11 protein-coding genes, 2 tRNA genes and 1 other RNA gene are annotated in these 15,696 nt (G+C 29.1%); 5 read left to right on the top strand and 9 right to left on the bottom strand.

Features of this window, described 5'->3' with window-relative positions:
* Positions 1 to 236: 236 nt before the first annotated feature.
* The 5 genes from ACA135_RS00480 to ACA135_RS00460 all read right to left on the bottom strand — a co-directional run bounded on the left by ACA135_RS00480 (position 237) and on the right by ACA135_RS00460 (position 6,847).
* On the bottom strand, positions 237 to 5,198 hold the full coding sequence (locus tag ACA135_RS00480; RefSeq protein ID WP_409198363.1) for a cobaltochelatase subunit CobN: 4,962 nt from the start codon (positions 5,196 to 5,198) through the stop codon (positions 237 to 239).
* A gap of 144 nt (positions 5,199 to 5,342) precedes the next feature.
* Positions 5,343 to 5,634, bottom strand: an RNA gene (gene rnpB, locus ACA135_RS00475) — RNase P RNA component.
* A gap of 103 nt (positions 5,635 to 5,737) precedes the next feature.
* Positions 5,738 to 5,812, bottom strand: a tRNA-Met gene (locus tag ACA135_RS00470).
* Positions 5,813 to 5,933: 121 nt separating this feature from the next.
* A complete protein-coding gene (locus ACA135_RS00465) occupies positions 5,934 to 6,419 on the bottom strand; it encodes a hypothetical protein (protein ID WP_409198362.1) in 486 nt (161 codons plus the stop codon).
* A gap of 23 nt (positions 6,420 to 6,442) precedes the next feature.
* Entirely contained in the window at positions 6,443 to 6,847 is a 405-nt protein-coding gene (locus ACA135_RS00460) for a hypothetical protein (protein ID WP_409199054.1), read from the bottom strand.
* Between the two features lie 168 nt (positions 6,848 to 7,015).
* Here ACA135_RS00460 and map point away from each other — a divergent pair, with 168 nt between their 5' ends.
* The gene (gene map / locus ACA135_RS00455; protein WP_409198361.1) at positions 7,016 to 7,948 is read left to right on the top strand and encodes a type II methionyl aminopeptidase; all 933 of its coding nucleotides are present in this window, start codon (positions 7,016 to 7,018) and stop codon (positions 7,946 to 7,948) included.
* Positions 7,949 to 8,180: 232 nt separating this feature from the next.
* Here map and frhB read toward each other — a convergent pair whose 3' ends face one another.
* The 4 genes from frhB to frhA are packed head-to-tail and all read right to left on the bottom strand — an operon-like array spanning position 8,181 to position 11,693.
* Positions 8,181 to 9,026, bottom strand: coding sequence for a coenzyme F420 hydrogenase subunit beta (frhB, locus tag ACA135_RS00450; protein WP_409198360.1), 846 nt, complete (start codon positions 9,024 to 9,026; stop codon positions 8,181 to 8,183).
* 12 nt (positions 9,027 to 9,038) lie between these two features.
* A complete protein-coding gene (gene frhG / locus ACA135_RS00445; RefSeq protein ID WP_409198359.1) occupies positions 9,039 to 9,971 on the bottom strand; it encodes a coenzyme F420 hydrogenase subunit gamma in 933 nt (310 codons plus the stop codon).
* A 19-nt stretch (positions 9,972 to 9,990) separates the two neighbouring features.
* The gene (frhD, locus tag ACA135_RS00440; RefSeq protein WP_409198358.1) at positions 9,991 to 10,455 is read right to left on the bottom strand and encodes a coenzyme F420-reducing hydrogenase, FrhD protein; all 465 of its coding nucleotides are present in this window, start codon (positions 10,453 to 10,455) and stop codon (positions 9,991 to 9,993) included.
* Positions 10,456 to 10,475: 20 nt separating this feature from the next.
* A complete protein-coding gene (frhA, locus tag ACA135_RS00435) occupies positions 10,476 to 11,693 on the bottom strand; it encodes a coenzyme F420 hydrogenase subunit alpha (protein ID WP_409198357.1) in 1,218 nt (405 codons plus the stop codon).
* 584 nt (positions 11,694 to 12,277) lie between these two features.
* Between frhA and ACA135_RS00430 the strand changes: the two genes are divergently transcribed.
* The 4 genes from ACA135_RS00430 to ACA135_RS00415 all read left to right on the top strand — a co-directional run bounded on the left by ACA135_RS00430 (position 12,278) and on the right by ACA135_RS00415 (position 15,692).
* On the top strand, positions 12,278 to 12,895 hold the full coding sequence (locus ACA135_RS00430; RefSeq protein WP_409198356.1) for an endoglucanase: 618 nt from the start codon (positions 12,278 to 12,280) through the stop codon (positions 12,893 to 12,895).
* Positions 12,896 to 13,031: 136 nt separating this feature from the next.
* Positions 13,032 to 13,105: transfer RNA gene (locus tag ACA135_RS00425), tRNA-Arg, on the top strand.
* Between the two features lie 213 nt (positions 13,106 to 13,318).
* Complete coding sequence (locus ACA135_RS00420) at positions 13,319 to 13,669, top strand: ArsR/SmtB family transcription factor (protein ID WP_409198355.1); 351 nt, start codon at positions 13,319 to 13,321, stop codon at positions 13,667 to 13,669.
* Complete coding sequence (locus ACA135_RS00415; protein WP_409198354.1) at positions 13,659 to 15,692, top strand: heavy metal translocating P-type ATPase; 2,034 nt, start codon at positions 13,659 to 13,661, stop codon at positions 15,690 to 15,692. Before ACA135_RS00420 ends, ACA135_RS00415 begins: the two co-directional genes overlap by 11 nt.
* Positions 15,693 to 15,696 lie beyond the last annotated feature (4 nt).

Here is a 15,696-nt window from a genome sequence, read left to right as displayed (position 1 = left end):
TTACTTTTATATGAAAAAAGAAGCCAAAAAATTACTTATATTCCAAATTTTTAAATATTTTAAAGAAAGGCCCCAAATTTCTTAATACATCAATGATTATTAATTAATAAAATGAAATTTATTAAAATAAATCTAAATTGAGTATATATAAAGTATAATAAAAAGTAAGTAATAAAGTTTACCTTAAAAAAATAAAGTAAGATTGAAAAAAAAATAAAATAAAAAAATAATAATGATTAATAATCATCATCATCATTATTTTTCTTAGCTCTAATATATCCAAATCCAAATATAGCTAATAAAACAAGAATACAAGCAATAACCGCTACTGGCATAGATCCTTTAGATTGATTGGAAGAAGATGAAGATGTAGACATTTCATACGCATCACCTTTACTAGAAGATCCAGAATCAGAAGATTGACCTTTACTAGAATCTTGTTGAGAGTTACTATTACTATTAGAACCTGAACTATCACTAGAACTACTATCCGAACTACTTGACTGATCATAAGTACCAACACTTGAAGAAGAACCAGCACTACCAGTACTAGAACTACCAGAAGATCCAGAAGATGAACTACCAGACTCACCTTGACTGCCAGAACTAGAAGTTCCACCACTTGAAGGATTAGTATTACCCCCGTTAGAAGAATAACAAGCTTGATTACTACCTGTCATTGCTTCATACATATCAGAATACTGCTGTTTAGTCTCTGGTGAAAGAGAAGACATCTGCATCACCATTTTATTAAATTCTAAATTAGCACAAGTATGGTGACAACAAGCAAATCCATATTGAACAACAGATTGAACATATGTATCAACTAATTTAGTTAAAGTAGTTTTATCTGCTTTCCAATAACCTTTCTGATAAGAATAAACCATCCAAGCAGCAGAAGTTTGGAATGAAACAGCTTTATAATCCGCATTAGCTGATGAACTTATACCAATAATATTCTGAGCTAAAGCATCATAAACCCCATTAGAGAATAAACTAGAACCAGTTCCACTAGAAGAACCACCAGTAGAAGAACCGCCACCAGAATTACTATTTGAATTTCCACCAGCTACAGTTTCAAAACCAAAAATATATTCATATCTTTTAGCATAAGCTTGCCAGCCTGAAGGGTTATCTCCAAGTAAGGAAGCTTGTACTTTTGGATTTAATATAACTGAACGAACCTCAAACTCTAACTCTTCTGAAAGTGTACGGGTGATAATATCATTTTTATTTCTAATATCAACTACAGAAGTATCAGCTTTTCCACCTAGATACTTGGATGCTCCAACCATTCCTCCAAACCAATCATAATAATCATCAGAATCTAAGAACCTCCAAGTACTATCTATATTTTGAGTAATTATATCAACATTTTTAAGTAAATATTCATAATCCCCTCTTTTTTGAGTAATAACTAATTTACCATCTTTAATAGTCCAAGAGTAAGATACTCTTGAAAGATAAATATCTGCTAAAGTGGATTTAACATTAGTATCATTTTGCCATTTATTTGTATTAGGTATAAAATCACTCATTCCAGTTCCTTCAAGAACTGCACCAGGTAAACCAAATAATCTATCTAAAGTTGGATTTTCAGCATAATGCTTTTTAACCATATTAACAGTAGCATCTTCATTAGGTGTACTATTATAAACTAAATCAACAGCACCTACTAAAAGACTTATCCATTTTACATTACTAGTTACAATACTTGCATAAACATCAACACGAGGTCTATTTAATACAGTACCATTAGATAAGGTTACAGTTAACTCATCTAAAGGAATAAGTTCTATTCCAGTAACTGTACCAGTTGTAGACCAAGTTGGAGTAACACCAAGTAAATATAAGAATTCACCTATACCAATACCTTCAGTACGTAGTAACTCAGTACCCCATATAATTAAACCAACTAATTCAGGGAATTTACCATGAGCTTCATAATAATCAACTAATAGTTTATTGGCTATATTTTTAGATGTTTCCCAAGCAGCTTTAGAAGGCATTTTAGTAGTATCTACAGTATAAGCATTTGTACCAGTAGGTAAACTATCTGAATAAGAAGGATCCGCCATTAAACCTGGTTGAACATATCCTCCAGATAAAGCATTTATAATTGATTCCCATTCATAATTATTCACTAAATTGGTAATTGTAAAATTAGCAAAAACTAAAGAATTATAAAAATCTGAATCTTTAGAAATATTCCATAATGTAGCAATATCGCTTAAATTTTCTTGACCAGAAACTAAATATGTAACGACTTCAGTAAGCCATCCTTGAATAATATCCACTTCTTTAGTATAATTAGTGTTATGTAATACAGAATAATAACCTAATTTAGAAAGATTAGGATAAAGCATGCTCAAAATATCATCATAAATAGAAGTTCTTGAAGCAACAATAGTTATTACCTCTTGAATTAATTCATCACCAGTTAAACCTACACCTAAAGTATGTAATCCTAATGTTACTACATCATTAGATAAATCTTCAAGTTGTTCATGTAAATCATCAACCCAAGTAATAAAACTTTGATTTTCACTAGGTTGAGTATAACCAAGACTGCTTGACATATTAAGTATTAACTTTTCATACTGAGAAGCTAAATCTGAAGCATTATTCTTAATTGCAGTTTCATAATTTGTAATATAAGTATTTAATGTAGTTAAATTACCATATAATTCAGATATAACAGTTGCAGGAGTCATATGACTAATAACTAATGCACCTAATCTATCTTTTGCAACCATTGCTTCACCAGGATTAGATACTATATATGGATAAATAGTTGGAATACTCATCAATTCAAATGTCCAATCATCAGCTTGAAGACCTATAGATCGTCCAGGTAAAAACTCAATAGTTCCATGAGTTCCCATATTGATTATAGCATCTGCTTTATAATCATTTTGTAACCATTTATAAAATGAAACATATTGTTGTGAAGGTGGAAGATAAGAACTATGATAATCTTCTACATTTTCCCATCCTCTACTTGGTTGAAATGTTATGAATATATTACCAAAAGACATTCCAGGAATTACAATATAAGTACTATTATAAACCATTACATTTCCTATACTAGATCCCCAATATTCAACTAATTTATCTTGTAGAGTTTTATTTAATGAATTAAAGTAAGTTAAATATTTATTAAAATCAATTAATTGTCCATTTTCTGTTAAATTATTATAATATTTTTCCACATACTGATTTAATAAACCTTGAGCCCATACACCTTTATTTCCCATTTCTGAAATAATTGTATATAATGTTGTTACATTTGGAATTTGATCTTTACTCATTCCAATATCATAACCGGCATCACATAATTGTATTAATAAATCATGTACACTAGTGAAGACATCTAAATATGATGCTCCAATTTCACCTTTACCTGGTGGATAATCATATAATACTACAGCTATTTTTTTATTTGTATTATTTTTTTCTTTAAGATTAACCCAACCAAGAGAAGTTTCAACTAATTTATTTACACCACTATCTATGACTACTTCTGTTCCATTTTCATCAAGATAACTACATAGAATAGCTCCATAAACACCTTCGAAACTAGGTATAGTTACTGCATAAGTCCATTCTGTTTGTGGACCATAAGTACTTAAATAACTAGTTTCACTTACTTCGTTTAAAGCTCTTATAATATTGATATTCATTTGAGCATACGCACTAATTGCACCGCCATTTCCCATATTTTCATAATCCATAGACCATGAATACAATGAATTAACAAGGCTAACACCTTTAGTAGATATATTATAAATAGTTGTTAGTAAAGAAGCAATAGATGGACTTGTTGAACTTTGATAAAGATTAAATACACTACGGTTTTGAGATTCATATTTTTTTATCATTGAATCAACTAAATTTCCTCCAGGATAATAACTTGCAATAATCACATAAGAAGAATTCAAATTAGGATTATAATTTTTATACCAAGATTCAAATTGATTAAATAATGTTTGAACATTAGAATTTACATCTTGCCATTTTACATATTCATTAGTCATCCAGTTAAGACTTCCTTGACCATCACTATTATATCCAGAATCTTCTAAAATCCATTGATTAATTAAAGTTTGATTAGGAGTGGAACATAATTTTCCAAGACTAGGATGATATATTCCAAAACTAGATGATAATAATGGGGTTCTACTAGAATTTAAAGTAGGGTTTACATTACTATCCCCTAATAAATATAATATATATGCATAATAGTTTTCCATATTTTTTTCTAAAACATCCATATCAGTTATATCATTTGCTTGAAAATAAGATCCAATATATGTATTTGCTAATGTATTAGGAGTATTATTACTTGAATTAGCTCCAACAAAATTGATTCCAATTTTTTTAAGAAGTGTAGAATTATAAACTCCAAATGTATATGAAACCATATAATTTTTATTTGCTGGAGAATTAACAAGAATATTTGTATCAAATTGATAAGTATCCGCTGCATACATATCTAACTGTATATAATTTGCATAATCTAACAACCAAACTTTATTAGATTCAAAATCAGGATAAGTATTAATATAATAAACTCTTTTAGAAATATTCATTAAATAATCTACTTTTTCAGAATGTGCACCATAATAAACTAATAAACAGATATCAGGAATAAAACGAACATCGGTTACTGTATTAAATGAATCCACTGTGAAATTTTTCATAATAGGATTATATGTAGAATATTCCACATTGAGAGTGTACTTTCCATAATCCAATAAGTTAGTTGTTATTGTACCATCATTATTAGTTATACCAGAATAAACAAGTTGATTGTTGGAATCATAGATTTTAACAGTAGCATTAGAAATTAAAAATCCTTCTTCACTATAATTTCCTGAACTACTATTTTTAGAATCTAAGACTTTTATTGTGGTTGTAGGTTTATTTACACCTAATGAATTTGTTGCAGCTAAATTATTAATAGTTTCTGATGAATTTTGATTTGCTGACAATACACTATTGACTGTATTTGTATCGTTTGAATCTAATAGTGTAATATTATTAGATGACATTTGACTTATATTTTCATTACTTAATAATGAGGAAGAAGATAGAGAATTGTCATTAAAATTGTTTTCAGCAGTTACTGATGCAATACTAACCATTACAATAAAGATTATTAGAAATATCAGTGTTAATCTATTAATTTTTTTCAACTTTTTTCACCTCCATTTAAATGAATTGATATGTAATTAATTTAAACTAGAATAAATAATTTTCTATTATACTTTAAAAATATCAAATGAAGTTTATAAATTAAGTAAAAAAAAGAAAAAATAAAAAATGAAAAAAATAATGGTGCCTGCCGAGAATAACCCACCTTCTGTTTTATCAGCATTCATCTTAGCGGACTACCTTGCCTCATACAGTTGTCATCAGCATTTTTTGCCCTTGCATCCTACAGATTGGCCGTTTCACCGTTCCTTTTAATGTCAATCAGTTAAACATCATAGTCATTCATTAAAAGACGTATCGTTTCTGCTCCAGAGTCATACTTCTCAGCATATGTTTTTCAACATTGTAGTTCTGTAATGATGGGCGGAGTTTCCTTAGTTTATAAAAAATATAAACCAGCAGCTGTCTTCAGCTTGCACCATATAAATATAATATAAACAAATTTTAATATAAAAAACTTTCCAAAAAATAATCTAATTAAAAAATAGTATTGTATAAAAAAATTGTTTATAAAAATAAGTAGCAGGGCCTAGATTTGAACTAGGGCTCTCGGGGTTATGAGCCCCGCGGGATCACCAGACTACCCCACCCTGCTATACGAGTTAAAAATTCTTATAAAAAAATATCATAATCCATAAGAATTGGATATATATAATTATGTTAACATACTATATAAAGGTTTTGCATAATAAATTAAAAAAAATAAAGCAAAAGATTTAGTCTTTATCTAAATCTTCTAAAGCCTTTAATCTAGTATCTAAATCAGCAATATTATCATCAGTGTTGGTTTGATAATCATTAAATCTTTTTTCTAAATCATCAATACTTTCACAAGCAGTATCGCATCTTTCTTCAAGATCACTTAAATCATCTTTAGTAACTAAAGACCAATCCTCAATTAACTCCTCACTTTTTTCATCTAAAAAAGAATCTAACTTTTTAGAAAAAAGATCAGTAGAATTATTTAAAGAACTAGGAACATCCTTAAAAGTATATTTAATTTTATCTCCCATAGAAACCTTATCTTCTTCATTATCATAAGCACCAGAAGGCATAGTTTCAGGTTCACCTGTATCCATAGAAGCAGGAACATAATCCTTAACTTTATCTAAAACATTAGATTTAGCACTAATAATATAATAAAGCAAAATTACAATAGCAAGAATAAGAATAATAATAGCTACAATTTCCACAATATCCATTCACATACTCTCCTAATAAAGTTTTACTTTTTATAAAGCTTCTTTTCTTTTTGTTCAATATCTTTAAGCATTTCTTCTAATTTCTTTTGCTCAGTTTGTGCCTCTAATCTAGCTAATCTTTCATTGATTTCACTATGTAAATAACCAACATTTCCTCTAACATCATCAGTAGAAGTTCTGATTTGAGTAAGATGTTCTTGTTGATCTTTAGGTAACTGAACAGGATTTTCCATTAATCGTTTGTTTTCCAAATCTTTTTCAACCATAGCAATTTTTTTAAGTTCAATCTCTTTTTCCATTAAATTAATTGTATTTTTAGATTCAGCAACTTTTCTCCACTGAACAACAACTAAAACAATAACAATAACTAAAATAACCGCTAAAATCAAAATAAATAATTGATTAGGAATTGCAAAATTTGAAGCCATCATAAAATTTTTTCCTCCAAATTATTAATTAAGTAAAATAATTATTAATTAATAAATACTAATTATAAATATAAAATAAATAGTATATAAAAATTTTGAAAAGGATAAAACCAAAAAAAGTAGATATACTAATAAAAAAAAATTAATAAAAAATATGAAGGAGAAAAAATGGAATCAGATGAAATAGAATCCTACGAAAAAGCAGGAAAAATATTATCAAAAATAAGAAACAATGCTGTAAAACTTATTAAAAATGATTTACCTATATTAGACTTAGTAAATTATGTAGAAAGTGAAACATTAAAAGCAGGTGCAGGAATCTCATTCCCATGTAATGTATCAATAAATGAAATCACCGCTCATTACACATCCCCAATAAATGATACAAATAAAATGGTTACAGGGGACTTAGTTAAATTAGATATGGGTACAGAAATAAATGGATATATAGCAGATTCTGCTGTAACAATAATGGTTCCTGGAGACAATTTAGAAGATTTATTTGATGAAGAAACATTAAATAAAAATCAAGACATAATCGAAGCATCAGCTGCAGGGTTAGAAGCAGCAATAAGCACAGTTAGAGAAGGAGTGGAAATAGGTAAAATAGGTCAAGCTGTTGAAGAAGCAATAACTGATTATAAACTAAACCCCGTAAGTAATTTAACTGGACATAGTTTAGAAAAATGGAATTTACATGCAGGATTATCAATACCAAATATAAATAACCACGATACAACTAAATTAAAAGAAGGACAAGCTATTGCAATAGAACCTTTTGCTACAGATGGAATTGGTTTAGTAAATGATACTCCAAATTCTTATATTTATTCATTCTTAAAAAATAAACCTTATAGAATAAAACATGATCAAAAAGTAATAGATTATATAGAAAATAATTATCATGACTTACCATTTTCAGGCAGATGGATAACCGAAAAATTTAATCCAAACAGAGCACATGCATCACTTAGAAAATTATCACAAACAATGTCTATCTATCCTTATGCTGCACTTAAAGAAAAATCAGGTGCATGGGTTGCTCAAAAAGAACATACAGTTATAGTAGAACCAGATGGTTGTAACGTAACTACATTATAAAAAAAATAATAATTAAATAAAATTACTTTTTTTAATTTTTATAAAATATATCCACCAAATTTTTATCACCAAAAAAAATTAATTAGACTATCTATTTTTATTTTAACTAAAAATTAGGAATATTAAAAATTTTCTAAAATATAAATTATGAAAAAAGATTTTAAAATAAGTATAAAAAAAGAAAAATGGTAAATTCATTTAATTAAAAATGAATTACCTTTAGGAAATCAAATTACCAAGGTACAGGTAATCCTAATTCCATTCGTCTTTGAGATTCTTTTGCAGCTTTATCTTTCTTTTGACCTGCTAATTTTTCAAGCATTTGTTTACCAAATTTACCTTCGTCAACAGCTTTAGTTTCAATAACTCCAGCTTCGACAGCAGCATCAAATATAGTTTTACCTGCATCAGTTCTAGATAATACTGTAGACCATCCATCAGGAGATCCCACAGAACCAGTAGATACATCAGCTAATTCTGCAACATAATCTTTACATATGTTACATCCAGCTTGTTCATATCCGTGTGTTTCTTTTAATTTTAATCCGCTGTTACCTTTTGGATCTTCAATCCATAGTTTTCCTTTACCAATATCCATCTTATCAGTTAATTCCATGGATCCATTTAATTTGGATTCAACGAAAGTTTGAAGAGATGCATAGGAAAAGTTTTCCATACAGAAAATACCTATTAAAAGTTTAATTTTATCTGCTAAGAATCTTGTGGAAAATGGGTAAGATTGCATTTTTCTAAGACCCATTATTTCACATGGTGTAGCAACTGTTCCTAACTTTTCAATACCACATTGTCTTACTGCTTCTTTTAAAACAGCATTATTTGGGGAAAATGTGTATTTAGTTCCAGCAGCAGCAATAATTTCATCTGCACTCATAGCTATTGTTGGTTCAGGTTGCCATGGAGTATCTGTATTACCTGCAACAACTGCACCTTCAATAATACCTTCATCTAATGCATAGGTAAATAATGCTGTAACTATTCCACCATCTTGTGAGACTTTTTGGATTTGTTTATCTGTAGCTCTAGCAGTGACTATATCTTTGTAAGTACCTAATACCATATTTAAATCCTCCTATAGTCCTAAATCCTTTTTAATTTGCTCTTCAGGGAACCAAGATCTTGGACAGTGTGTATAACATGAACCACATTTTACACATCTATCTTTATCATGAGCTGGTCTTCCTTCAACCATTGTGAGAGCTCTTGTAGGACAAGCCATTACACAAGTTCCACAACCAGTACATAAAGCTTTATTTACAACATTAGTTTGTAAATCACAACCACATGCAAGGTTACATGCTGCCATGTCTAACATAGGTTGTAAATAATCCATATCTCCATTAATTAAAGCTACTACAGTTTTTGCTATAATTTCTGGTGATGCAGGACATCCTGGTAATGCAACATCTACTTTTACAACATCTCCAACTGGTACAAATGATTCATGTTTTGGATTACCTTGTTGTCCACCACGAGAGTATCGTGTGAAACATCCAGTTAATGCACAAGATCCAAAAGCACATACTAAGTTTGCTTTTTCTCTTATTTCTTTAATTTCTTTTAAACTGTGTTCATCTTGTAAACAGACTGAACCTTCAACTAATGCTAAATCCATTTCTGGCATATCCCATACATCAACTAAAGTTTGTCCGTAAACGATGTCCACCATGTCAGTGAGTAAGTCTGCAAGAATATCATAATTTTCAGTTAATGACATTCCATCTCCAGTACACCCACTTAAGTGAATATATCCTATTTTTGGTTTATCAGCCACTTTTCCATCCTCCTGTTTTGAAGATTTCTCTTTCTTTGGCTCAGATGATTTAGCTTTTTCAGAAACTTCCTCAGATTTTATAGCCTCTTTTTTAGCTGTTACTACAGCTTCTTTTTTAGCTTCTTCTTTAGATTCTTCTTTAATAGCTTCTTTTTTAGCTTCATCATCTTTAGATTCATCCGGTTTAGAGCCAATGCCTAAAAACCTTTTAATTCTTTCTATAAAAGACATTGCTAAACCCTCATACCTCTTATAATTTCTTTAAAATCATCTCAACTGCTTCAGGAATAGCCTTTTCAACAGGGTCAGATAAGCCCATCACAACATCAGGTGCAGTAATTTCACCTGGTTGACAGCCCACAATTATAACATCCATTTTTTCGGCTAAGTCTTGAAGGGGTTCTTCTACTGGCCAACTGTGAGCACTTTCATATTTTCCTTTAGGCATATCAAAAGGACTAAAATATTTAAGTGTTCCTGGTTCAGCCCCAAACTCTACAACATCAATTACAATAATTTTTTTCCATCTTTCATCAGGTAATGAAAATATATAATGTGTTGCACTAGTTCCAGCATCAATAAACATAGTTTCTTCTGGCATTTCTTTATCCTTAAAACGTTCTTCTAAGGCTTTGATAACATAAGGTCCGAAACCATCATCTTTAAATAATAGGTTTCCGCAACCAACTACCAGATTTTCTGCTTCATAAGGCATAATTTCCCTCAATTAGTTGTTTAAATTTTCACCATGTCATTTTTGATAACGCTCTTATCTTCATCATCAACTACCATTACGTGGGTAGCACATGATAAACATGGATCGTATGCTCTAATAACATGAGCTCCGTATTGATAGTGGAATCCTTCAGTTGCTGGTCCCATTGTTGGAATATTCCAAGTTGTTGGAACTAAAGCATTATAATATTGGATTCTTCCATCTTTAACTACTCCCATATGGATATCAGTACCTCTAGGTGCTTCAATTACACCTACACCTAGTTTTCCTGTTCCTCTAGGGTCAAAATCAGCCATGGTGTTTGCAGAAGTATCTAATTCATCTAAAAGATTAAGTGCTTTAGATAAATAGTTTTTCATTTCGTAAGCTCTGGTTATATGTTGAGCTTTGACACCTTTACCGGTATATCCGCCAAATTTAGCAGCTCTTGCTCTTGGACCTGTTTCTACATTTACACCATCGTATAAAGGTACGGATGTACATGCTTTTTTACCTAATTCAGGGTCATCATACCATGCTTCTGGAGTAAGTTCTCTGTATCTTTCAAGATCAAAGAAGTCTCTGTCACCGTAACCATTACTACTTGCAAATACAGGTTGGTCAATTGCACCTAAACCTTCTGGGAAATCAGCATCTTCAACTAATCCTACGATTAAATCAACATGATCATCCACAACAGGGACTAATGCTTTTAATCTAGCATATAATTTTTTACGTGCTAATTCTGTAATATTTCTTGCCATACCACCGACTCTTACATCGGAAGGGTGAATTCCTTCACCAGCTACCATATCTACAACATATTGTGCATTTTTACGGATTGTACCTACAGAATTTACTGCATCTTTAAAAAGATTTTCAGGAACTATATCCGGTGCAACTAAGAAATGGTGTATTGCATGACTGTTTATATTAGAAGCAGAAATTGTTAATTCTCTTAATTGTGCTGCAGCTTCTGGAATTTGTATATCTAATGAATCGTCCATTGCTTCTGCTGAAGCTAGAGTATGAGGAATTGGACAAACACCACAAATTCTTTGACATAATACTATCGCAGATTCTGGTGGTTTTCCAGCAACCATCTTTTCTAAGCCTCTAACAGGAGTGATACTTAAGTATCTACCTTTGGTAACTATCCCTTCATCATCGACTTCCATGACAAGTTCGGCATGCCCTTCCTGACGTGATGTAGGAGATATAACTATTTTTTCGCTCAAATGTGTCACCTCTTATTTTTTAAAAAATTTTAGAAACTAACAATTATTATTTTAAAATAAATAGTATTAATAAACTTATGTTTTGAACCAAAAAGAAAGGTTTATATATGATAATTAAAATTATTTGATTAAATTCCAATTATAAGAAACTTAAAACAAAATTAATAAGAAAAATATTAGATATTTATAAATTAAAAACAAAATTAAAGATTAATAATTTTAAAATAAAATTTTTAAAAAAAATAGTGTTTTATCTATTGGTATAAAAGCCCTATGATTAGTATTTAAAATGAAAAAGAAAAAACTAAGTAATAAAAAATGAAAAAATGATAATATTAAATTTGCTCTATTCAATTTAAATAACCAACATCTTTATAATAGTAAAGATACTTATAATAATATATTAATAAAATTTTTAACCACTAAATTTTATCATTTTTTAAATTTAATGTAATAAAAAATCCTTTAAAAAAATCTTTTAAAGGTTACATTTTTTAAAAAAAATTTTATTAATTAAAAAAAAAAGTCTTATATTTAAAGAGATTTTTGAGTTATTTATAAAATAGCAAACCGAGGTGAATCGAATGGATCATGCAAATATAATTATATCCGTAATTGTTGTCTTATGTATTGCTGCAGGAGTTACAGCATACGGATTAACAAACCCTGATAATGCATTTTCAGATCTTGCAGGATTTACACCTTCAGCAGATTCCCTTGCCAGTACAGGTAATGGATTAGGAAACAATACCACCCAAGCAACTGATTCAAACAGTGCTGGTAGTTCTTCAAATGCTCAACCTAGTTCCAATTCTGATTCTAATGTTGCTAGTTCAGGATCTAGTTCTAATGGCGGAAGCTCAGGAACAAGTTCAAGTGGATCAAGCAATGGAGGAAGTTCTAGTGGAACAAGTTCCAGTGGATCAAATAATGGTGGACATAGTACTTCCAATAATGGAAACTCTGGATCAGGAACCAATTCTGGTAGTGGAGGTTCAGATTCTGGAAGTGGCACTACAAGCCATATAAATTCTACTAGAGCAATAGAAATAGCTAATGAACATGTAGAAGAAGATGGATGTTCTGTTTCTGCTGCAGTATGGAAAGATAATGATTGGTACTGTTATGTACATGATAAAAACGGAAATACTGTAGATTGTATTATCATTGATGGCAATGGTAATGTTATAGGAGAAGGTTAAATTTAATATTTATATTATTGATTAATCTGATTGATTAGTCAATAAAATTTATTTTTCTGCAATTTTTTTTATGAATTATTTTAATAGATACATATATATAGTATAAAAAACAGATGTTAATACATCTTGTTAATGAGGGCTCGTAGCCTAGTTGGATAGGGCGTCGGACTTCTAATCCGAAGGTCCCGGGTTCAAATCCCGGCGGGTCCGTTTAAACTTTTTTTAAACTGATTTTTCTCATTTAAATTTTACAGATTTCATTTACTACTTTTTATAATAATATTCTATTTTTAAAATAAAATTTTATACTAAATTTTATTATATTTCACACTTTAATTTTCAAAAATTTTTCTTCTATTTTTAATAATATTTTTTTTAAAAAAATAAAAACATTTATATATGTACATATGAATAGATATTCATATGACTGAAGAGAATATTTGTGAAATCAAAAGTATAAGAGAAGATTTACTCGAAACAGTAAATAAAAAAATGAAAACAGAAGAAACATACAACGAAATAGCAAAATTATTCAAACTATTAGGAGACTACAACAGATTAAGAATAATTTCCGCATTAGAACACGAAGAATTATGCGTATGCGAATTATCATTACTTTTAGATATGAGCCAATCAAGTATATCACACCAATTAAGATTATTAAGAAGCAATGACATGGTGAAATTCAGAAAAAAAAATAAAAGAGTATTTTATTCATTAAACAACAATCAAATAACAAAGTTAATAACAGAAGCTGAAGAATATGAGAAATAACCATCATGAACATGAAAACAGTGAACACACTCATAGCAAATCATGTACACACAACCATGAACATACCGAATGCTCATGTGAAAAAGGAATACTAGAAAATATAGAAGAAGAACCTGAAAGTTACAAAAAATCAATTTATACAATACTTATAGGATCAATAATTTTTTTAATAGGAATATATATTAATAAATTTACAACATTCCAAATAGGACCAATATCCTCAAACTTAATATCACAAATAATATTATTAATAGAAGTCATAATAGTTGGAAAAGAAATCATAACACATGGAATAAAATCATTACTAAACAAAGAAATAAAAATAGAATTACTAGTAACAATTGCAACAATAGGAGCATTTTTATTAGGAGATGGATTAGAAGGATCCATATTAATATTATTATTTTTCATAGCAGAATTCATAGAAGATTTATCAATAGATAAATCAAAAAAATCAATAAGCAACTTAATAAAATTAAGTCCAGATAAAGCAACCATTAAAAAAAATGGAAAAGAAATAGAAATAAACATTGACCAAGTCGAAATAGATGATATAGTAATTGTAAAACCTGGAGACAAAATTCCTGTTGATGGTATAATAATAAATGGAAACACATCTGTAAATCAATCATCAATTACAGGAGAAAGTTTAGCAATAAATAAAAAAATAGGAGACGAAGTATACTCCTCCACAATAAATGAAGAAGGATACATTGAAATAAAAGTAACTAAATCATCAAATAATACAATATTCGCTAAAATAATAGATTTAATCAAAGAATCCGAAGAAAAAAAAGCACATATCGACTTATTTATTGATAAATTCGCAAAATATTATACACCTACCATAGTATTATTAGCAGTAATTGTAGCAATTGTCCCCCCATTAATTTTCCAACAAACATTTAATACTTGGATATATAGAGCATTAGTTTTATTAGTGATCTCTTGTCCATGTGCATTAGTAATTTCAACACCACTTTCAATGGTTTCAGCTTTAACTGCAGGAACTAAAAATGGGATTATAATAAAAGGGGGAGAATATATTGAAGAATTAAATAATATAAAAGCAATATTATTCGATAAAACCGGAACATTAACAGAAGGAAAACTAGAAATAAAATCAATAATCACTGCACCCCAATTTAAAAAAGACAAAATAATAAATATAGCCTGTAGTTTAGAAAATAAATCTAAACACCCTATTGCTAAAGCATTTAATGAATATAAATCAAAAAATAATATAAATTTAGAAAATGTAGAAAACTTCAAATCAATATCTGGACAAGGATTAGAAGGCACAATAAATAATACTAAATATTATATAGGTAAAAAAGAATTATTCCAATTCAATCCAGAATTTAACAAAAAAATTCAAACCTTACAAAATAAAAATCCAAATATTAACAAAACAAGCATAATATTAAGTAATGAAAAAGAAATCCTTGGAATCATAAGCTTAGCAGATAAAATCAGAGAAAAAACCCCAAATACAATTAAACAACTACAAAATAAAAACATTAAAACAATAATGCTAACAGGAGATAATAATGAAATTGCAGCAAATGTAGCATCTTTAACTGGATTAGATAAATATTACAGTAATCTCCTACCAGAAGATAAGGTGAATATTACAGAAGAAATGATAAAAGAATACAGTAATGTTGCAATGGTAGGAGATGGAGTAAATGATACACCTTCACTTGCAAGAGCCAATGTAGGAATAGCAATGGGAATGGAAGGAGCAGATGCAGCAATAGAAACTGGAGATATTATTCTTATAAATGATGATATAAGTAAAATAGATTATATTATAAATTTAGCTAAAAAAACCATGAACATTGTTAAAGAAAACATCATATTAACATTAACAGTTAAAGGATTATTAATCATTTTAGGAATTTGTGGTTATGTTGAATTATGGGAAGCAGTATTAATAGGTGATATGGGATTAACATTAATTGCAGTAGGAAATTCATTAAGAGCTTCTAAATTCAAACAAAAAAATATCACAATAAATTAAAAAA

The organism is Methanobrevibacter acididurans, from assembly GCF_046197875.1.
Classification (GTDB): domain Archaea; phylum Methanobacteriota; class Methanobacteria; order Methanobacteriales; family Methanobacteriaceae; genus Methanobrevibacter_A; species Methanobrevibacter_A acididurans.
This window is presented reverse-complemented; position numbering and strand designations above follow the sequence as displayed.